The sequence below is a fragment of the Pseudomonas sp. LBUM1658 genome (genome assembly GCF_059716055.1).
The window spans coordinates 1,949,762-1,969,110 of the sequence record NZ_CP166798.1; the positions used below are offsets into that span (position 1 = coordinate 1,949,762).

Sequence of the window (19,349 nt, forward strand, 5' to 3'; positions counted from 1 at the left end):
CACCTCTGTGGGGCCAGGTGTTAAACGTCATAAATAGGGGAAGAGCCTTCAAGCTCTTCCCCTATTTTGTATCTGGAGTCTGTACATGGAAAACCTGGACGCGCTGGTCTCTCAAGCTCTAGAGGCTGTGCAAAGCGCTGAAGATATCAATGCCCTGGAGCAAATCCGGGTTCAATACCTTGGCAAGAAGGGCGAATTGACTCAGGTGATGAAGACCCTGGGGAATTTGCCGGCAGAGGAGCGTCCGCAGTTCGGCGCGCTGATCAACGTTGCCAAGGAGCGTGTCACAGAGGTTCTCAATGCGCGCAAGGCGTTGTTTGAAGAGGCTGATCTAGCCGCCAAACTGTCCGCCGAGTCCATTGACGTGACCCTGCCTGGCCGCGGCCAGACCTCGGGTGGTCTGCATCCGGTTACCCGGACTCTGGAACGTATCGAACAGTTTTTCACCCATATCGGCTACGGCATCGCCGAAGGCCCTGAGGTCGAAGACGATCACCACAACTTCGAAGCGCTCAACATCCCAGGCCATCACCCGGCCCGTGCGATGCATGACACCTTCTATTTCAATGCGAACATGTTGTTGCGCACCCATACCTCGCCGGTACAGGTCCGCACCATGGAAACGCAACAGCCGCCGATCCGCATCGTCTGCCCAGGCCGTGTTTATCGTTGCGACTCGGATATCACCCACTCCCCGATGTTCCACCAGGTCGAAGGCCTGCTGGTCGACCGCGATATCAACTTCGCCGACCTGAAAGGGACCATCGAGGAATTCCTGCGCGTGTTCTTCGAAAAAGAACTGGCAGTGCGTTTCCGTCCATCGTTCTTCCCCTTCACCGAGCCATCCGCCGAAGTCGACATGGAGTGCGTGATGTGCAGCGGTAAAGGCTGCCGCGTCTGCAAACAGACTGGCTGGCTGGAAGTCATGGGCTGCGGCATGGTTCACCCGAACGTGCTGCGCATGTCCGGGATCGACCCGGAAGAGTTCTCGGGCTTTGCCTTCGGCATGGGCGTTGAGCGTCTGGCCATGCTGCGTTACGGCGTGAACGACTTGCGTCTGTTCTTCGACAACGACTTGCGGTTCCTCGCGCAATTTCGCTAGTCGTAACGAATTCTTAGGAGAGCAGGATGAAATTCAGTGAACAATGGCTGCGTGGTTGGGTAAACCCGCAGGTAAGTCGCGACGAGCTGGTTGCTCGTCTGTCGATGGCCGGTCTTGAGGTCGATAGCGTTACGCCGGCCGCCGGTGAATTCAGTGGCGTGGTAGTGGGCGAAGTGCTGAGCACCGAGCAGCACCCGGACGCTGACAAGTTGCGCGTTTGCCAGGTCAGCAATGGCGCGGAGACCTTCCAGGTAGTGTGCGGTGCGCCCAACGTGCGCCCGGGCCTGAAGATCCCGTTCGCCATGATCGGGGCCGAACTGCCAGGCGACTTCAAAATCAAGAAAGCCAAGCTGCGGGGCGTCGAGTCCAACGGCATGCTGTGCTCGCAGGTCGAGCTGCAAGTCGGTGAAGGCAACGACGGCCTGATGGAATTGCCGGCCGATGCGCCGGTGGGTCTGGACATTCGTGAGTACCTGAAACTGGACGACGCCAGCATCGAGGTCGACCTGACCCCGAACCGCGGCGACTGCCTGTCCGTGGCCGGTCTGGCCCGTGAAGTCAGCGCGCTGTACGCTGCGGAAGTGACGCGCCCGGAAGTTGCTGGCGTACCCCCCGTGCACGATGAAGTGCGCTCGATCGAAGTCCTGGCGCCGGCCGCTTGCCCGCGTTACCTGGGGCGCGTTATCCGTAACGTCGATCTGACAAAACCTACGCCGCTGTGGATGATCGAGCGTCTGCGTCGTTCCGACGTGCGCAGCATCGATGCTGCCGTCGACATCACCAACTACGTGATGCTGGAACTGGGTCAACCGCTGCACGCTTTCGATCTCGCTGAAATCAATGGCGGCATCCGCGTGCGCATGGCCGAAGAAGGCGAGAAGCTGGTATTGCTCGACGGTCAGGAAGTCAGCCTGCGTAGCGATACCCTGGTGATCGCCGACCACTCCCGCGCCCTGGCGATTGCCGGCGTGATGGGTGGCGAGCACAGCGGTGTGTCCGCGACTACTCGTGATGTATTCCTCGAAAGCGCGTTCTTCGACCAGATTGCCATCGCTGGCAAGGCCCGCTCCTACGGCCTGCATACCGACGCTTCGCACCGCTACGAGCGTGGCGTGGACTGGCAACTGGCCCGTGAAGCCATGGAGCGCGCCACCGGCCTGCTGCTGGAAATCACTGGCGGCGAAGCCGGCCCGATCATCGAAACCGTCAGCGAACAGCATCTGCCGTCGATTGCACCGGTTACCCTGCGGGCCCAGCGCATCACCCAGATGCTCGGCCTGGAAATGGACCCGGCCGAAATCGAGCGTCTGCTCAGCGCTTTGGGCTTGAAGATTTCCGCCGATGGGGCAGGGCAGTGGCGCGTGGAAGTGCCGAGCTTCCGCTTCGATATCAGCCTCGAAGTCGACCTGATCGAAGAGCTGGCCCGTCTGTACGGCTACAACCGTCTGCCGGTCCGCTACCCGCAAGCCCGTCTGGCGCCGCAAGCCAAGGCCGAAGCGCGAAGCGATCTGCCTGAGTTGCGTCGCCTGCTGGTGGCCCGTGGTTACCAGGAAGCGATCACCTACAGCTTCATCGATCCGAAACAGTTCGAGCTGTTCAGCCCGGGCGTCGAGCCGCTGTTGCTGGCCAACCCGATTTCCAACGACATGGCCGCCATGCGCTCGTCGCTGTGGCCAGGTCTGGTCAAGGCACTTCAGCACAACCTGAACCGTCAACAGGATCGCGTGCGCCTGTTCGAAAGCGGGCTACGCTTCGTTGGTCAGCTCGAAGGCCTGAAGCAAGAGCCGATGCTGGCCGGTGTCGTCTGCGGTAGCCGTCTGCCGGAAGGCTGGGCACAAGGTCGCGATGTCGTGGACTTCTTCGACATCAAAGCCGACGTGGAAGCGGTGCTGGGCTTTGCCGGCGCACTGGACTCGTTCAGTTTCGTGCCGGGTAAACACCCTGCGCTGCACCCGGGCCAAACAGCGCGCATCGAGCGTGAAGGTCGCGAAGTCGGTTACGTCGGCGCTATCCACCCTGAATTATCGAAAACCCTCGGTCTCGACCGTCCGGTCTTCGTTTTCGAGCTGGTTCTGGCCGAAGTGGCATTGGGCAAAATGCCGAAATTCCAGGAGTTATCGCGTTTTCCTGAAGTGCGTCGTGATCTTGCGCTGGTGGCCGACAAAGACGTTGCAGCCAGTGCCGTACTGGACGTAATCCGTGAAAATGCAGGCGAGTGGCTGACAGACCTCAGGCTATTTGACGTGTATCAGGGTAAAGGCATTGATCCGCATAGAAAAAGCCTTGCAGTTGGCTTGACCTGGCAGCATCCATCGCGCACTCTTAATGACGATGAGGTGAATACCACGACGCAAAACATCCTCACCTCGCTCGAACAAAGGTTGAACGCCACGTTAAGGAAGTGACGTATGGGGGCTCTGACGAAAGCTGAAATGGCGGAACGTCTGTATGAAGAGCTAGGCCTGAACAAACGGGAGGCCAAGGAATTGGTCGAACTGTTTTTTGAGGAAATCAGGCACGCTCTTGAAGACAACGAACAGGTGAAGTTGTCCGGTTTCGGCAACTTCGACCTTCGGGACAAACGCCAGCGGCCTGGCCGCAACCCGAAAACGGGGGAAGAAATCCCGATCACGGCTCGCCGTGTGGTCACCTTTCGTCCAGGGCAGAAGTTGAAGGCCCGAGTTGAGGCTTATGCTGGAACCAAGTCATAACGACGAGCTACCCGTCATCCCAGGCAAACGCTACTTCACCATCGGTGAAGTCAGCGAGCTCTGCGCGGTAAAACCGCACGTGCTGCGCTACTGGGAGCAGGAGTTTCCTCAACTCAACCCGGTCAAACGCCGCGGAAACCGCCGGTATTATCAGCGCCAGGATGTGCTGATGATTCGCCAGATCCGCGCGTTGCTGTACGACCAGGGGTTCACCATCGGCGGAGCGCGCCTGCGCCTTTCCGGTGATGAAGCCAAAGACGACACCACCCAGTACAAGCAAATGATCCGCCAGATGATCGCCGAACTGGAAGATGTTCTGGTGGTACTCAAGAAATAAATTTCTGCGTTTAAATACTTCCAGTTTTCAAACGCTTGCGATATATTCTTGAGCGTTCCTCGAGATGGGGGATGAGTTTCACGCCTAGTCGGGGCGTAGCGCAGTCCGGTAGCGCACTAGCATGGGGTGCTAGGGGTCGAGTGTTCGAATCACTCCGTCCCGACCATATTTTTCAATGACTTAGCCGCCTTTTGGTGGCTTTTTCGTTTCTACCCTAGTGACATTCCGAGTGACCCTAGGGTTGTTCTATACCTGCCTCCTTTTCAGGATCGTCAGCGCTGGTGCGCGTGAGTCGGTTGCTGATACCTTATTTGCCGCTGCAATCAGTTGATCCAGCTCTGCTGCCGAGTAGTGACTGGTGATGCTGCCGTTCTTGTGTCCAAGCAAAGCTTTCCGGTCTTCCTCGGTCACACCAGCGGCACGCAAGCGCCTACCGAAAGAATGCTTGAGGTCATGGATGCGGATTCGCAAAAATCCGTCATGCGCCGGCCTCAAGTACTTTTCCTGCCACTTCTTCGCCGCCCTGACCCGCGCCTTCTTCCATGCCGAGTCATTCATTCGGTGCACAGTCGTTCCATTCCCTTCGCCATCTGGCTTGCCAAAAGGAAACACGAACAGCGGATGCTTGCCTCGCTGCTTCTCGATGACCGACTTGGCCACGTCATTCAGCACCACCAGGCGTTCATCGCCGTTCTTCACTCCTGCCCGAGCACTCCTGCCGCCAAACCTGGCCGGTATCAGGAATACGCTCGTCGCCAGTTCTGGTACGGCAATCTCCCAATCCCACTGAAGCTTGCACACCTCCTGCTCCCTGCATCCCGTGTTGACCTTGAACATCGCCATGGTTTGCAGATGAGCGGGCAGTTCGGCGAACAAGATCGACTGCTCTTCCCACGAGAGCGGGTAGGGCTTGCGACTGGTCGTCTTCTCATCCAGCAGCGAGATCATTGGCACCACGTCCAGCCAAGGCCGGCGCTCATCATCCCGCCACTTCCGTGCGCACAGGTTCAGCACCCTAATCACCCGCTGAAGGGCGATATTCACCGTCCTGTTCGTTACCGGCTTTCCGATCTCCGGTGCCAGCTTCGAGCGAATGTAAGAAGCCAGGCTGTTGTCGTCGACGTGCGTGATCGGCAGGTGACCTATAAACGGGTCGAGCTGCGCCATATAAGTTGCTGATATATGGATCGAAGCTTGATCCTTCACCTCAAGCAGGAACTTGATGGAAGCCTCCCTCCATGTCCGCACCGTCCTGACGCCATAGACCTTCTGTTGCCGCAACTTCTCCAGCATATGGATCAGGTACTGCTCGGCTTCCGCCCGGTCACAAGTGCCAGTACTCTCTTGAATTCGCTCTCCTCGGTATTTTTTGTCGATTTTCCAGATGCCGTTCGGCATTTTTTGGAGGCCTGTAATTGCTTTTTGGGCCATGGTTCTGCTCCTTTGGCTTCCACATGGCGCTCGCTGCGAGGCCGATTGTTGTCCTGTTTCGCTGCCTTTTCAACTGACTTGCTTGCGATCCAGGCATCCGCCCACTCGTCGAGCTCAATCCGGTCGAACGCAACGCCCTGGGTCCCGATGGGAAACTCGCGAACATTGGGTCGCACGGACTTGTTGAATTCGTCCCGGCACATGCCGAGGTAGCCGTAGGCGTGCTTGAAGCGGATAAAGCGCGGGGGAGGAGCTGAAACTTGGGCTGCACTGTTATTTGCCATGTGCGTCTTACTCCGTACCGCGCGTGGCGGCAGAAGGGTGGGGGAGTTAGGCGGTTGCTTTGGCCATGGCGGCATCTGCAATCTTCATTGCGGCTTGCACGTCGTTCACGTAGGCCGGATCGAAACCGCCAGCCAGATGAATGGTCCCTTGGCACGCACGGAGATTTTCACGGGTGAGTTTCAGTGCCTGGACCAACTTTTCTTTCTGGGCGCCGTACTCGATCGCCAAGGCGCGAAGGCGTTTCGCCTCTACCTGTTGCTCTAGCGCCATCTCTTCGAAGTGTTCGTCTGGCTTCCAAGGGGACGGGATGATCTCGGCTTTCCAGTCGCGCCAAAACTCGGCACTCTCGCCCCGCTCAAGCATTTGAGCCTTTAGGGTGCAACATGATTGACCCCTGCGTGGAGGGCTCATCGATTTGCTGTTCCTCATGACTAGTATTGTTTGGTGCATCACTACGATCTCCTCAGGCCATGGGGTCTAAGATAATCATAAGGAGGCAGCCTTGAGTTTCGGTTTCAACACCGAAAAGCGTCTGAAAAAAATATTGGTAAAATCCCTACCACGGGGCGATTTTTTGCATAAGTCTGTGTTCTCGGGTAATGGGGTGAAACGTTGCTGGTCGGGCAACAAAAAAATGGAGATTTTTCTCCGTCTATTGAGAGGAGTGCAGTTAACTTCGATGCAACTTTTGCTGTTCAAAGAGGAGCCGATTCATCAGGCACAAAGGGATGGTGTACCCTTGAATTCGGGCTGTAAAAATATTGCCCGCATTTATAACTATTACACAGGGCATGCCACGGCGGAAGCGCAGACTTTTCTCTGAGTAGTTGCGAAAAATAATCTCCCAGTAATCATCGTTGTAGTAAATGCCGAGGATCTCCGACCAGAGAGTTTTAATATCGGCGCTAATTATTCCCTCCGAAGTCAAACATAAATTTTCCACTTGGTTCTCCTGTTCAGTAAGTACCGCGTAGATGCGACCGTTGGGAGCGATGGGCGGGAAGTAACGGTTGTTACCGAGATGGCGGAATTCCAATGTGTTTCTCCATATGTTTAAGGTCGCATACCACCCTATGTCAGCTCTGGAAAAACCCAAGATGCAGGTGCAGTTGGGTTTTCTGAGCAATGGCGCAGTATCAGCTCATGAAGAACGAGCCGAGGTGCGACATGCGACACTCCATGGTTACTTGCCAATGCTGTGGCAACACGATGATCCCAAGAGCGAGTTACACACGTTGTTTCTGGGGATACACCCCTTCGTCGAATCACTGCCCCTTTTGTCTCAGTGAAAACTGGCATCAGGGCAACCCTGGGTTGGGAGCTCGCTTGTTTGCATTGCTTGGCCTAGCCCTAGGGATTCTGGCTTGCGTGTTGGTAGGGGCTTTCTTGTTTAAAGTGCAGTGGTGGTTGGGTATTGAGGGGCAATACCCATTACTGTCCATTGGTACCTGTGTAGTGTCGGTTTGCGCCGGGTATCTCTTCTACAACTGGTTTGTGGATTGCTGATTCCGCAGAGCTAAAGCGTTTGCGTGTATCAACAATTTCCGGAGCTGAACAGATGCTCGGTCGACTTCTGAGGCTAATTTGCCGGAGATCAGCCTCGTGTCTGATTTCATGCTCGAGAGGCTGCCTGGAAGGCCGCTGGAGGTGTTTTTTCTGTGATGTGGCTGGTGGTGTCTTATTTAGCGCTCCGCGAGCACTACAGCGCTTCTAGCGATATGACAACAGGCCAAAGAGTTAGCAGACGAGTCGCTAGGAGGGTCCAATTGGTCACAGAGGCCCACAAGCATTCTGAAGTGTCTGATCCTATGCGAATCAACATCCACCATTTCCAGCCACCTCAGCCGCGTGCTGTCGTCAAGACTCAGTCGGTATCATTTTTTTTGTCGAGGCGATCCGCAATTACGTAGCCCACCGCAGCAGCTATAGCAAGTGTGCCAAGCACCCCGACTACCGCGTAAAAAAGTAGCTCAATCGAGTTCATGGTGTTTTTCTCCTGGCTGCAAATTTGCGGTGGAATCAGCTTCTCACGCTCAGTGTAAATCCCAAGGATTTAACCCTCTCCGATGCCCCCCTACCCGCAGTCAGATCCGGATCTATCCCATTCACCCCTTACATCCGCTTCGCGACACGGTTTTCTCATAAAACAGGCCCGCACCTCACTGTTTGTTTATGGGAGTCCGACCATTCACCTCTCATAGAGAGGAAAGCTCGTTTTGCTATCGGGGGTGAGTGCCGGAGGTGAGTGGCTGGAAGCCCCGGATTTAAAGGGCTCCAGCCACTCACCTCCGATGCTGGTAAAGAGGTTGGTCGAGGCGGTGGGTTCCGGAGGTGAGCGTCGGGGGTGAGTGGCTGAAAGCCCCGGATTTAAAGGGCTCCAGCCACTCACCTCTGATGCTGGTAAAGAGGTTGGTCGAGGCGGTGGGTTCCGGAGGTGAGCGTCGGGGGTGAGTGCCGGAGGTGAGTGGCTGAAAGCCCCGGATTTAAAGGGCTCCAGCCACTCACCTCCGATGCTGGTAAAGAGGATGGCCGACGCGGTGAGTATCCGTTGCGCGACACAGGGGGACCGGTTTGACGATACATACCAATGTTTATTTTATGAAAGTGAGTCTCGTCACTGCTAATACGACTCGAGGCTGACTGAGTGAGTGGTATTCAGGCATCACTGCTTATAGCAGTTAAAACCTGCGAACCCAGTCTGCACGGGGTTTCGGGCCTTCTAGGAGGACAAAACACCGGACTTCACTGCTTATAGCGACCAGTTTGTTCGCACGTGCGCTCAAGCCGCAATGTGGCGTCACTGCTTATAGAGAAAAGCCCCGTCCAGGCTAAGCTGAACGGGGCTTTCAGGTTTCCTATCGGGCCTACAGCGATCTGCACTGCTTATAGACGCCTGACCTATCCAGTTAGCAGCAATTATCAGCTACTTGCCAGTGTAAAGCTCACCGTACTCACGGGACTGGTACCGGGACAGTTTGCTCTCATAAGCAACGATCGTACGACGCAGCTGGCGATTTTCGCTGGCAATCTTGCGAATTTCAGCAAGCCGTTCCTCCACCTGCAAGACCAAGAACCGGTAGGTGTACTCAACGAACTGGAACGATGAGGGCGAGTATTTGTATTTGCCATTGCCTTTAGCAATCGTCAATGGAAGGAATTTATTCTGCTTACCCTGCAAGGGCACAAGCTTGCACCAGTAGATCGAGTAGGCGTTTGGACTCGTCTGCTTAATTGAAATCGCCGCTATGCCAGATTTGATTCCGGTCTTTTTGTACAGGCTAATGGAAGCACTGATATAGCTTTTGTTTAGGAGCCGTGCCTCCTCCAACACCCCATCATATTGCTCATCAAGCTTGGCGACGATCGTCTGTTCTTCTTTACGCATAGCTGGTGGCTCCATCTGATTTTTTTTGAGCTTCCATGGTTACGCATTTTTTACAGTACGATTTCCGATTTCAGACGCATTTAGCGTCTGAAATTGAGCCGCGAATCCAGAGTTAAAAAATCGAATACAGCCTTCAGTGAAACAAATCACATTCGACATTTCGTGGTAAAGGTTCAGGCGCGGCTCAAAGCCTGGAGCGTGACAAGACTAAGCACATCAGCATCAAGCAAACGCTCAGCATCGGCATCCATATCGAACGGCAACTGGCAGCCGTTTGCTCCCGCACTAGATTTCCCATTACTGCACAAGACTGTCGATCGAATAGGCGGTGTTTCATTACCAATTTTCGACCCGATTATTAGCCTCGTGCGCGGTGATATGCACCGCGCCAACGAAGTCCGGCAAGGACTCCAGAAGGTAGTAGATTTTGCTGAGCCGCATGGTAGGTCCATGTACTTTGTCGGTAAGTAACCGGTTGGTCATGCCCAGCAGAAAACGGCCAATACCTCCCGGTCAGCACAGGCAGAATTCGGTCGTTTTTTGCCGGTCGCGAAGGGCAGAAATCGGCCAGAAACGGACGTTAGCGAACGACAGCTCTTGGCCCAGAGTGGGTAAAAACGTTTTAGAGCAGGTTGAACGGTCAGAACCAGAACGTTACTGGATAGTCGAGTCTACAGTGGGCTTGGCAATACCCCCTTGAAGTCTCTGTACGAACGTATTCTGCCCCCCTATTTCTCCATACCAGCCTTCTTCACCACCTTAAGCCATACGGGGTCCAACTGCTGATTAAAGCGTCCTGTCCAGGCAATGTTCGACCTACACCAGCACGGTCAACCAGGCCGACACCAGCAGCAAAAAAGCCAATGCATTGTTCATGCGTTTAAACGCCTGTGGCGAACCAAAAACCCTAGCACTACCCACGCCGAGCAACGCCCACAGAGTCATGCACGGCAAGGAGACCAACAGAAACACTAGCGACAACACCACCAGCCGCATGGTCTTTTCGCCGCCACTGACAAATACGCTCACCACCGCCACCGCCATCATCCAGACCTTGGGGTTGACCAATTGCAGGGTGGCGGCGCCGAACACGCTGAGACCCTCGTCGCGCGGGGTAGCCGGGTCCAAGGACGGCGGCGCGCTTTGAAAGATCTGCCAGGCCAGCCAACTCAACCAGAGCACCCCGGCCCAGGCCATTGCCTGCTGCACACGCGGAAACCGCAGCAGCGTCTCGCCCACGCCGAGCCCGACTGCAAAAACAATCAGCGCCGCCGCCACGCATGCGCCAAAAATGATGGGTAGGGTGGCACCTAGCCCCCGCCGCGAGCTGTGGCTCAACACCAGAATATTGGTCGGTCCCGGGGTAATCGAGGCAACGAACGCAAACAGCAGGAAAGGCAGCAACGATTCCATGGCTCAGACTCCCCGAAGGCGCATCGAAAGGGCAGAAAAGAACAGCGAAAAGGACATGGCATGGACTCCTTGATCAAATAGGAAACCATGGTCGCGAGTCAGCGGGATTCAGTCTGGAAGGTTTGAGCAGCGCTTGCGGTAATCCGCTGGTGTGAGCTGGTAGGCACGGCGAAACCATCGCCCCATATGGCTTTGATCGGCGAACCCGAGAGCACTGGCCACCTGTGCCGGCGACTCACCCCGCGCCAGCAACTGCCGTGCCTTGGCCAGGCGCAGCTGGATCAAATAAGCATGAGGCGCCAGCCCAAAGGCTGCCTTGAAGGCCCGCGTCAGGCGAAAGCGATCAACACCACACGCTTGGGCCAGATCATCCAGCCCGATGTCCTCGAAGACATGGGCATGCAGATAGTCACGCGCAACCTGGGCCACCAACGGCAGGCGCGGATCAAAGGTCTGACGCTTGCGCCAATCAAGGTGGCAAGTGAGCGACCCCAACAAGGTGTCGATGGCGCTCTGGCGCACAATGCGCAAGTCACCCTCATGGAGCGAGTGGAAAGCTCGATAAATGGCAGTGGCCAGGCCCGGATCCTGGCTCAAGGTGTCGGCAAACCCCAGCTGACTGTTGGCCGGTGCGTGCTCGAACAACGCGTGCAACTCCCGTTCCAGCCAGTGCGGATCGAGGTAGAGCATGGAGTAGGTAAATCCTTCCTCAGTCGGCGCATGCCCATCGTGGATCTCCCCCGGCTCCAGCATGAATACCTTGCCCGGCGTACAGAGGTGGCGAACGCGCCGGCAATTGAACTGCTGTACCCCCTGCTCGGTGACCCCCACCAGAAAACTGTCATGCCAGTGCGGATCGTAGGCATGCCCCTGAAAATGGGCACGAATCGATTCAATCCCGGTATCGGCATCCTGGGACAGCTCAATCCAGTTGCGTTTATCCACGGAAGGCTCCAGAGGTAATGGTTCAGCTTTGAACTGTGCGGACGACTAATTTACCGCGCGTTGGAAAAGGACGTTTAGAAGATTTGTGCAGGTTGGCGCTGAGCTATAGCTGCCGATCCTGAAAGGCAGAAAACGAGCCAAAACTGCCGTTGGCCAAAGGCAGAAATCGGCCAGATGCGGACATTTGCCTTTTCACTCCAAGCGCTCCTGTCGCAGTAGCGGAGGTGGATTTGTATTCGCCGTACTACTATGACGTATGTGTTGGCTTTAACGGAAAGGACCGAAGTGTACGTCACGGACGTGCTGGTGCCCCCTGGAAAAAGAGTGTTGCTGAAAAACGAAAGCCTGCGCCGGCCTCTCTTGCCTAACAAGGAGCTTTGCGATGTCTGTCCTCAAAGTTTTTGCTGACAAATCCGATATCCCTTCAATTGAGGCACGAGCGCAGATCATTGATCGTTATGACGCGTTCGTGGTGGTTCAGGCGAATAACCAGGACGCCACAGAACTAGCGCGTGAGTTTCCTGTAGAAGACATCACTCAGGAATATGACTTGCAAATGGGCAAGCACACGATCAACACGCTGAGCCGCGGGGGAGTTGACCCGAATGTATCCGAAGTGGATGAGAAGCCACACCACTACGTGGTGCAGTTCATCGCTCCAATCAAACGCACCTGGTTGAACCAACTGCGAAAAGTCGGAGTGAAAATTTGCGAGCCCTATGGCGCTTTTGGATATGTCATCCGGACGGCGGGCAAACAACTCACGAAGATTGCCGAGCTCCCCTTCGTACAGTGGGTGGGACATTTACAACACGATGCGCGGCTTGCTCCTGAACTCGTGGAGAAAAAAGATAACGGTGAAACTCTCCCGAGGCGGCACGAGGTCCCTGACAATTTCTCGATAGAGATTTTTGATGGTGCCGACGTGCAGAGGATTTCGAAGGAGGTAAGTCGACTCGGGTTTAAGATCCTTTCCAAGAACGCCCGTGCTCGCGTCTTGATCGTGGCATCCACCCAGGCCTCGAAAACCATCCCGGAGCAACTGCGTCAGGTGTCTGCAGTGCACGGCGTGCGATACGTCCGGCAAAGGGTCATTCCGCGTACAAGCAATAACGTGGCCACCATCATCATGGGTAATGGCAATCCGAAAAGCATGTCTACAAAGCTCGGCCTGACTGGCGATGGGGAAATCATTGCCGTATGCGATACCGGTCTCGACACGGGGGATCCGGCGACCATCCATCCTGATTTCGCCGGGAGGATCGTCGCTATCAAGAGCTATCCAATTGCCTCGTCCTGGCTTGATTACGTCACCAATGGCGGCGCGGATGACGGAGCCGCTGATGTCGACTCCGGGCATGGCACGCATGTCAGTGGTTCGGTGCTCGGCAACGGTACCGCATCGAACGGTGGACCGGAACGAATCCATGGCCTCGCCTATAAGGCCAAGCTTGTTTTTCAAGCCATAGAGCAGGAAATGAAATGGAAGCCATCAACCGCTCCGAGCCTGGCACGACGCCGATACATACTTGCTGGCCTGCCCGACAATCTCGGCACCTTATTCCAATTCGCTTACGATAAAGGCGCCCGTATCCACTCCAATTCTTGGGGCGGTGGGGATGCTGGTGAATACGACGAGCAATGCAGGCAATTTGACGAGTATGTTTGGAAACACCGGGATTTCTGCTTCATCATCGCAGTAGGAAACGATGGGACAGACAAGGATGGTGACGGCAAGATCAATTTAATGAGTGTGACGTCTCCTGGAACGGCCAAAAATTGCATTACCGTGGGAGCAAGTGAAAACAGGCGTCCGGAATTCAAGTCCAATACCTATGGTGAGTGGTGGCCAGACGACTACCCTGTGGCCCCACTCCACAGCGCCCCGATGGCTGACAAGCCGGACCAGGTGGCGGCATTTAGCAGCCGCGGCCCCACCAGCGACAGCCGCATCAAGCCCGATGTCGTTGCCCCAGGCACCTTCATTCTCTCTACGCGTTCGACCCAAATCGCCCCGAATAACTTTGCGTGGTCCCCATATCCGATCAACCACAAATACTTCTATATGGGGGGAACAAGCATGGCCACACCGCTCACAGCTGGGGCGGCGGCATTGCTGCGAGAATATCTACGCAGCCAAAGGCAGCTATCCAATCCGAGTGCAGCCCTCATCAAAGCATTACTGATCGCCGGGGCGGAGCGTCTGCCTGGAACGGCTCCCAAAGGCGTCTTGCTCGACCCCCATCAAGGTTTTGGACGTGTAAATCTTGACCGGTCACTCTCCTACCCAATCCTTACGATTGATGGACCGGCCCTCGTGACGGGGAAAAAGTGGAGTGTCACACAAACGATTGCAGAGACGGCACGGCCTATACGGATAGTGCTCGCTTACACTGACTATCCAGGAAAAAAACTGGTGAACAACCTCAATCTCATCGTTCGCACTCCGTCCGGGAAGAGATTGATTGGCAACCAGTCTGCCGGTGCGAAGGCCGGAATCCTCAAACTCGACAGCACCAATAATGTCGAAATGGTCCAAGTCGACAAGCCAATGGCTGGCGAGTGGACAATCGAAGTCGTCGCCTCGAATGTCTCGGCGGGTCCACAGGACTTTGCTCTGGCGGCCGTGCACGTGTAATTGGCACCTTGACCATTTCAATGCTGGAGAAAGTGGCCAGACATGGGGGCTGGCTGCTTTACCCTTCCCAGGTGTCCATAGCTTAATACAGTCGAAAGCAACCCGAATTCGCCCTTGGTTTCATAGGCACCTTTTGGGCTCTTTCTCCTCGCCGATACCTCCAGCCAGTGCATGTCTTCTTTGGTTTGCTGCCGGTCACGACAGGCTGAATTGACCCAGACAGTCTAGCCGCACGACGGGCAGAAAACGGCCAAAAGCTGCCCTTCAAATCTGCCGTGGCGCGCGTTGCTGGTCGCTACACCTGGCATCAACTGGGTTGATCGACGACCTTAATCTGCGTCAGCCCTAACAGCTCAGCCCGCTCTAAAATTTCCTCCGGCGTCGCGTCCGCGGTGGGCATGATCAGGCTGTTCTCTCCATCCCCAAAATGCAGCTGTAGCAAGTGTATCGCCGCCTCGTGGACGGGCAGCTGAGGCTGCTTGAATTCGAACATGTGTGCGCGTGGCTCGCCGTTAAACAGGTATTCAAGGGTGTAGATGCGCATGGTGGGATCCTCGTAATGGGGAAAGTGCAGCTGAGCATTCTGACTTAATGGTCAGCTTTTAGTTCAGCTGTTCGGCTTTGCCCTTTTCATTCAGACCCCAACTTTTGGTTATCGAGAAGCTATATATGCGCCTCGGTACGTCGGCCTGCTCTTGCACGTCTGCGCATCCAAGGGGTCACCCCGATTGCCCTTCTACTGGCGAAGCCCAAAAGGTCGGGGCGTGTGTGCGGCGGCGTTTTTCCTATCTAGGGACGCCCTGGTTTGGCGAGCATCGTGATTACACCTAACAAGCGGGTCACTCGCTTGGGCCCATGTGAAGGGAATCTGACGACTGACTCCGAGCGTCCGCTGGCCGATTTCTGCCTCTCGCTAAAGACTGTTATCGGCTAAGAGCCGGCATAGACACAGCACTAATTTGGTTAAGGCGAACGACCGGTAACTGATCCGAGACCCGTCGTTAGGCCTTGTCACCGCGCGGCGTGCTAGCCACCCATTGTTGACGTTCGCACGTTGGAATTGCTGCGGCATTTCAATGGCCGGTCTCCCAAGACTTTTTCGAGTACCTGGCTAATAAGCAGATTTCAACAAAGATGCGCTCGTTCTCTCACAGGCGCAGCGCTCGCGTGTCAGCAAAATGCTTTATCGGCATCCGTAAGAGTCATCCATGCATCATCAACGGCAACAAGTCGAGCAGCATGTTTTGGATAGGTCGGCTGATTCCGAATTCTACCCCAAGGTGCTCAATCTGCTGGCCTGATCCCCGAGCCCGTGCTGAACCCGAATGGCCATAGATCACCGGAGAACCCATGATATTGACAGCGCAGACACGAGAGACGATGACGAAGGAATTCGAGCGCCAATCTAGGCAAACCCCGGAGGGCTGGCCGTGGCGATGATTGAAGTAGGACGACTGGTGCAATGCTGGCGCTATCCCGTCAAATCCATGGCAGGCGAACGGCTAACGACTGCAAAGGTCGACCAGCGCGGCATCTTGGGTGACCGTGCCTGGGCGGTGCTCGATGCGCTCAATAGCGAAATAAGCGGTGGCAAGAATTTCCCGGAGCTGATGCTCTGCGCGGCTCGCTATGTGCGTGAGCCGGACAATCAGGATGATCTGGAAAAACCGGAAATATTGCTGCCCGATGGTTCGCTGTATTTACCAGACGATATCTGGATCGACAGCCATTTGTCGGCCTTGCTGCAGCATCCTGTCGTGCTGAATGCCCGTCCACCGCGCAGCGACCAGGCCTACTATCGGCGGCGCAGCCCACTGGGACCGGCCGAGCTCAAGCACGCCCTGGGCATTCCGCCAAGCGAACCATTGCCGGACTTTTCGCAGTTTCCCTTGCGCATGCTGATGGAACTGGCCGCTTATACGGCCCCGCCGGGGACCCATTTCGATGCCGCCCCGATTCACTTTCTGACAACGGCGACGCTGGCCGCCTTGTACGCTGTCGACTCCACACTGGATGGCGACGTGCGCCGTTTGCGGCCCAACCTGCTGATTGAAACCGGGCCGGAATGGGAAGGCGCGGCCGAACAGCAATGGCTGGGCGGCACCCTACACATCGGCGACACGGTGCTCGATCTCACATCTCCAACCTCGCGTTGTTCGATGCCGGCACAGGCGCAACCGGGCTTGCCAAAGCAACCCGGCATCTTGCGTGCCATGGCGGCGCCGGGCATCGGGCGCATCCTGGGCATGTATGCCAACGTGCGCACGGCCGGAATGGTGCGCGAAGGCGATATCGTTTGGTATGAGCCGAAGGCCAAGCGTTGGTGGGACCGTCCGCTAACGGCAGTGAGCCGCAAAATCACCGGTGCCGTAATCAATGCGGCGATGCGCAAATCGATCAGGGCACTGGGGTCGCCCGCACCGGCCGGTCTGGGCAACTTCAGTCGCTTCCGCGTGGCACAGCGAGTCGCGGAGACGGTCGAGATCGTTTCTTTGCACCTGGAGCCGGCCGACGACACGGCCAGGGTATATCCCTTTCTGCCGGGCCAGCACATTCCACTCGCGCTGGAAAACGGCGACGGCGAGGCACCCACCGTCCGCCGCTATAGCCTGTCCAACGCTTCGCACGGCAATGCCTACCGGATCAGCGTGCGGCACTGCCCCGCGCCTTCGATGCCGCAACGTCTGCACGAGCAGATCAAAGAGGGCGACACCGTATGGCTGCGCTGGCCGGCCGGACGCTTCCACGTTATCCCTGACGCCAACACGCCGCTGCTGCTGGTCAGCATGGGCATAGGTATCACGCCGATGCTGGCGATCCTGCACGCCCTGGCCGCGATCGATTCGACGCGACCGGTGACCTTGCTGCATGGCGCACGCAACAGCGCATTGATGGGTTTCCATGCCGAACTTGCAGCCTTGTCGGCGCGCCTGCCGCAGTTACGCATCGTGCGTTGCTATAGCCACGGCGGCGACTGCGAGTATGCGGGACGGGTCAAACCTGCATTGACACTCAAACTGGCCGGCGATGCCGAACCCGATATCTACCTGTGCGGCACGCCTGAGTTTTCGGTCGCGTTGAGCGATGCACTGGCCCAGGCCGGGGTACCACCCTCACGCATCCATGCCGAATTTTTCGGTCCGCGGCCGGCCTCGAAAGACGCCTGCGGCGAGCAGGTACAGCATCAGGTGCGCTTTGCGCGTTCCGGTGTCGAGACGCAGTGGACCGGTAACGGTTCCTTGCTGGAACTGGCGGAATCGGCGGGCCTCAAGCCCTCCTCCGGTTGCCGCTACGGCGTCTGCCAGGCCTGTGCCACGCCTCTCTTGTCGGGCGAGGTGACCCACGACGAACCGGCATCCGAGATGGCAGAGGGGACGGTGCTGCTGTGTTGCGCGCGGCCGTCCGGGCCGGTGGTTATCGACTTGTAACGGTGAGACATCGTCCGCGCCAGCCTGTGGCGGACCATAGCTCTGAAAAGCAGATGGAATGGACTTCAGCTTTGAATCCAGTACGTGTATTGCAGAAAAATACTTACCCACATATCAACATAGTCCTGTCGGGGCGCGGAGGAATAGAAAATGAATGAACTTTGGCGCAAGACAGCAAGCGAGTTGGCAACACTGATTGCCAGCAAGAAAATCACTTCCATCGAGGTCATTGATGCGCACTTGGCCCGGATCGAGGCAGTCAATCCTCAGGTCAATGCGGTGGTCGCTGTCTATGCCAGCGAGGCGCGCGCTGCCGCGCTGGAAGCCGATCGCATCACCGCCGCCGGTGGACCCCTCGGCCGGCTGCACGGTGTTCCCTTCACCGTGAAGGCGAACATCGACATGGCGGGCCTGCCCTCGACCTGGGGCGTGCCGGAACTGGCGCAGGCCGTCGCTCCGCTCGATGCCCCGGTAGTCGAAAGAATGCGGGCGGCAGGAGCGATCCCCATCGCGCGCACCAACATGCCCAACATGGGGATGCGCGTTAGCACCGACAGTTCACTCCATGGCCTGACACGCAATCCATGGAATCTGAGCCGGACCGCGGGCGGGTCGAGCGGCGGCGAGGGGGTGGCCGTGGCCACAGGCATGAGCCCGATCGGCCTCGGCAATGACATCGGCGGGTCGGTGCGCAATCCGGCGAATGCGTGCGGCATCGCGTCGATCAAACCTTCAACGGGACGAGTGCCTGACGCCGGCTTGCTGCCAGCGGAGGATCGCCACGCGGCCCTGCAGTACCTGGCCGTGCAGGGGCCAATGGCACGCCGCGTTGCCGATGTGCGCCTTGGCTTGCTGGTGTTGATGGGTGCCCATCCGCGCGACCCATGGTCGATTGACTCGCCCCTCGTCGGCCCCGCGCTTGCCAGGCCGATTCGTGTGGCGGTCATGGCGACCCCACCCGGCGGCGGCGTCGATCCCAAAGTGAGCGCCGTCGTGCGCCGCGCGGCCGACGCGCTTTCGAACGCCGGATACGATGTTGTCGAAGCTTGCCCGCCCCTTTACGAAGAGACCGTCGCCGAATGGGCCAAGCTACTGATGACCGATTTTGCATCGATTGCCGATCAGATGACACCGCTCCTGGGTGCCAACGGCCGGACATTCTGGGATGCGCTCAATCGCGCCATTTCCCCCATCACCAAATCCTCCATGTCCGAACTATTCGCGCGACGTGATGGAATCGCCCGCGCCTGGTCATTGTTCATATCGACGCACCCGCTGTTGTTAAGCCCAACGTGGACGCAGTTGCCGTTCGAACACGGCTTCGATGTGGCAACTTCGGCCGGGGCGGCGGCCACGCTGGAAATGATGCGTCCCGTCGTACCCGCCAACTACCTTGGTCTGCCTTCCGCCTGCGTGCCTGCGGGTCGGGACGAGGCGACCGGGTTGCCGATAGGCGTGCTGCTTACCGGCCAGCGCTTTCGCGAGGATCTCTGTCTCGATGCGGCCGAGGCCGTAGAGGTTTGCCACGGTCTTGAAACGCCGATTGATCCGACGCGATAACCGAAGCGGGCTTGCGAAAGTCGGTGCTGGTGAGGCAACTGGCGGAGCTGGGCGAACTTGTCCAAATGGTCTTCCTTGTTCTGCTGCCATTGTGGGCCTTGCTCATCGGCATCC

Annotated in this window: 15 protein-coding genes and 1 tRNA gene; 9 read left to right on the forward strand and 7 right to left on the reverse strand. The window is 57.1% G+C overall.

The features are described from left to right. Window positions 1-85 precede the first annotated feature (85 nt). From pheS to ACA064_RS08925, 5 genes are all read left to right on the forward strand, one after another. On the forward strand, window positions 86-1,102 hold the full coding sequence (pheS, locus tag ACA064_RS08905) for a phenylalanine--tRNA ligase subunit alpha (RefSeq protein WP_497673026.1): 1,017 nt from the start codon (window positions 86-88) through the stop codon (window positions 1,100-1,102). A gap of 26 nt (window positions 1,103-1,128) precedes the next feature. Then, the gene (pheT, locus tag ACA064_RS08910; protein WP_497673027.1) at window positions 1,129-3,507 is read left to right on the forward strand and encodes a phenylalanine--tRNA ligase subunit beta; all 2,379 of its coding nucleotides are present in this window, start codon (window positions 1,129-1,131) and stop codon (window positions 3,505-3,507) included. A 3-nt stretch (window positions 3,508-3,510) separates the two neighbouring features. Continuing rightward, on the forward strand, window positions 3,511-3,813 hold the full coding sequence (gene ihfA / locus ACA064_RS08915) for an integration host factor subunit alpha (RefSeq protein ID WP_002553164.1): 303 nt from the start codon (window positions 3,511-3,513) through the stop codon (window positions 3,811-3,813). Further along, on the forward strand, window positions 3,794-4,150 hold the full coding sequence (locus ACA064_RS08920; protein ID WP_003179985.1) for a MerR family transcriptional regulator: 357 nt from the start codon (window positions 3,794-3,796) through the stop codon (window positions 4,148-4,150). The genes ihfA and ACA064_RS08920 overlap by 20 nt, the downstream gene beginning before the upstream one ends. Window positions 4,151-4,239: 89 nt before the next feature. After that, window positions 4,240-4,316 (forward strand) — tRNA-Pro (locus tag ACA064_RS08925). 80 nt (window positions 4,317-4,396) lie between these two features. Here the strand turns inward: ACA064_RS08925 and ACA064_RS08930 are convergent. The 3 genes from ACA064_RS08930 to ACA064_RS08940 are packed head-to-tail and all read right to left on the reverse strand — an operon-like array spanning window position 4,397 to window position 6,229. Continuing rightward, a complete protein-coding gene (locus ACA064_RS08930) occupies window positions 4,397-5,548 on the reverse strand; it encodes a tyrosine-type recombinase/integrase (RefSeq protein ID WP_497674203.1) in 1,152 nt (383 codons plus the stop codon). Then, window positions 5,449-5,865: a hypothetical protein gene (locus ACA064_RS08935; RefSeq protein WP_497673028.1), complete on the reverse strand. Its 417-nt coding sequence runs from the start codon at window positions 5,863-5,865 to the stop codon at window positions 5,449-5,451. The genes ACA064_RS08930 and ACA064_RS08935 overlap by 100 nt, the downstream gene beginning before the upstream one ends. 46 nt (window positions 5,866-5,911) lie before the next feature. Then, window positions 5,912-6,229 (reverse strand): hypothetical protein, encoded by a 318-nt coding sequence (locus ACA064_RS08940; protein WP_497674367.1) that lies wholly within the window; start codon window positions 6,227-6,229, stop codon window positions 5,912-5,914. Window positions 6,230-6,368: 139 nt separating this feature from the next. Here ACA064_RS08940 and ACA064_RS08945 point away from each other — a divergent pair, with 139 nt between their 5' ends. Beyond that, window positions 6,369-6,689, forward strand: coding sequence for a hypothetical protein (locus tag ACA064_RS08945; protein ID WP_497673029.1), 321 nt, complete (start codon window positions 6,369-6,371; stop codon window positions 6,687-6,689). 2,100 nt (window positions 6,690-8,789) lie between these two features. On the opposite strand, the gene mobI is transcribed toward ACA064_RS08945, so the two are convergent. The 3 genes from mobI to ACA064_RS08960 all read right to left on the reverse strand — a co-directional run bounded on the left by mobI (window position 8,790) and on the right by ACA064_RS08960 (window position 11,609). Continuing rightward, window positions 8,790-9,251 (reverse strand): conjugative transfer protein MobI(A/C), encoded by a 462-nt coding sequence (gene mobI, locus ACA064_RS08950; protein WP_497673030.1) that lies wholly within the window; start codon window positions 9,249-9,251, stop codon window positions 8,790-8,792. 816 nt (window positions 9,252-10,067) lie between these two features. After that, window positions 10,068-10,664, reverse strand: coding sequence for a LysE family translocator (locus tag ACA064_RS08955; protein WP_497673031.1), 597 nt, complete (start codon window positions 10,662-10,664; stop codon window positions 10,068-10,070). Window positions 10,665-10,772: 108 nt separating this feature from the next. Next, on the reverse strand, window positions 10,773-11,609 hold the full coding sequence (locus tag ACA064_RS08960; protein WP_497673032.1) for an AraC family ligand binding domain-containing protein: 837 nt from the start codon (window positions 11,607-11,609) through the stop codon (window positions 10,773-10,775). Between the two features lie 382 nt (window positions 11,610-11,991). Here ACA064_RS08960 and ACA064_RS08965 point away from each other — a divergent pair, with 382 nt between their 5' ends. Beyond that, window positions 11,992-14,247, forward strand: coding sequence for a S8 family serine peptidase (locus ACA064_RS08965; protein WP_497673033.1), 2,256 nt, complete (start codon window positions 11,992-11,994; stop codon window positions 14,245-14,247). 307 nt (window positions 14,248-14,554) lie between these two features. Here the strand turns inward: ACA064_RS08965 and ACA064_RS08970 are convergent, their stop codons facing one another. Next, window positions 14,555-14,791 carry a hypothetical protein gene (locus ACA064_RS08970; RefSeq protein ID WP_497673034.1) on the reverse strand — a complete coding sequence of 79 codons (237 nt, stop codon included), beginning with the start codon at window positions 14,789-14,791 and terminating at the stop codon, window positions 14,555-14,557. Between the two features lie 892 nt (window positions 14,792-15,683). Here ACA064_RS08970 and ACA064_RS08975 point away from each other — a divergent pair. Both ACA064_RS08975 and ACA064_RS08980 read left to right on the forward strand, forming a co-directional pair. Beyond that, window positions 15,684-17,675 carry an MOSC domain-containing protein gene (locus ACA064_RS08975; RefSeq protein WP_497674204.1) on the forward strand — a complete coding sequence of 664 codons (1,992 nt, stop codon included), beginning with the start codon at window positions 15,684-15,686 and terminating at the stop codon, window positions 17,673-17,675. Between the two features lie 150 nt (window positions 17,676-17,825). After that, complete coding sequence (locus ACA064_RS08980; protein ID WP_497673035.1) at window positions 17,826-19,235, forward strand: amidase; 1,410 nt, start codon at window positions 17,826-17,828, stop codon at window positions 19,233-19,235. The last annotated feature ends 114 nt before the right edge of the window (window positions 19,236-19,349 follow it).

Excerpts from the sequence above, each read along its gene's own strand:
- pheT (WP_497673027.1), top strand. The coding sequence starts at position 1,129 with ATGAAATTCAGTGAACAATGGCTGCGTGGTTGGGTAAACCCGCAGGTA.
- ACA064_RS08970 (WP_497673034.1), bottom strand. The coding sequence starts at position 14,791 with ATGCGCATCTACACCCTTGAATACCTGTTTAACGGCGAGCCACGCGCA.
- ACA064_RS08965 (WP_497673033.1), top strand. The coding sequence starts at position 11,992 with ATGTCTGTCCTCAAAGTTTTTGCTGACAAATCCGATATCCCTTCAATT.
- ACA064_RS08955 (WP_497673031.1), bottom strand. The coding sequence starts at position 10,664 with ATGGAATCGTTGCTGCCTTTCCTGCTGTTTGCGTTCGTTGCCTCGATT.
- pheS (WP_497673026.1), top strand. The coding sequence starts at position 86 with ATGGAAAACCTGGACGCGCTGGTCTCTCAAGCTCTAGAGGCTGTGCAA.
- ihfA (WP_002553164.1), top strand. The coding sequence starts at position 3,511 with ATGGGGGCTCTGACGAAAGCTGAAATGGCGGAACGTCTGTATGAAGAG.
- ACA064_RS08975 (WP_497674204.1), top strand. The coding sequence starts at position 15,684 with ATGATTGAAGTAGGACGACTGGTGCAATGCTGGCGCTATCCCGTCAAA.
- ACA064_RS08980 (WP_497673035.1), top strand. The coding sequence starts at position 17,826 with ATGAATGAACTTTGGCGCAAGACAGCAAGCGAGTTGGCAACACTGATT.
- ACA064_RS08920 (WP_003179985.1), top strand. The coding sequence starts at position 3,794 with ATGCTGGAACCAAGTCATAACGACGAGCTACCCGTCATCCCAGGCAAA.
- mobI (WP_497673030.1), bottom strand. The coding sequence starts at position 9,251 with ATGCGTAAAGAAGAACAGACGATCGTCGCCAAGCTTGATGAGCAATAT.
- ACA064_RS08940 (WP_497674367.1), bottom strand. The coding sequence starts at position 6,229 with ATGCTTGAGCGGGGCGAGAGTGCCGAGTTTTGGCGCGACTGGAAAGCC.
- ACA064_RS08935 (WP_497673028.1), bottom strand. The coding sequence starts at position 5,865 with ATGGCAAATAACAGTGCAGCCCAAGTTTCAGCTCCTCCCCCGCGCTTT.
- ACA064_RS08930 (WP_497674203.1), bottom strand. The coding sequence starts at position 5,548 with ATGCCGAACGGCATCTGGAAAATCGACAAAAAATACCGAGGAGAGCGA.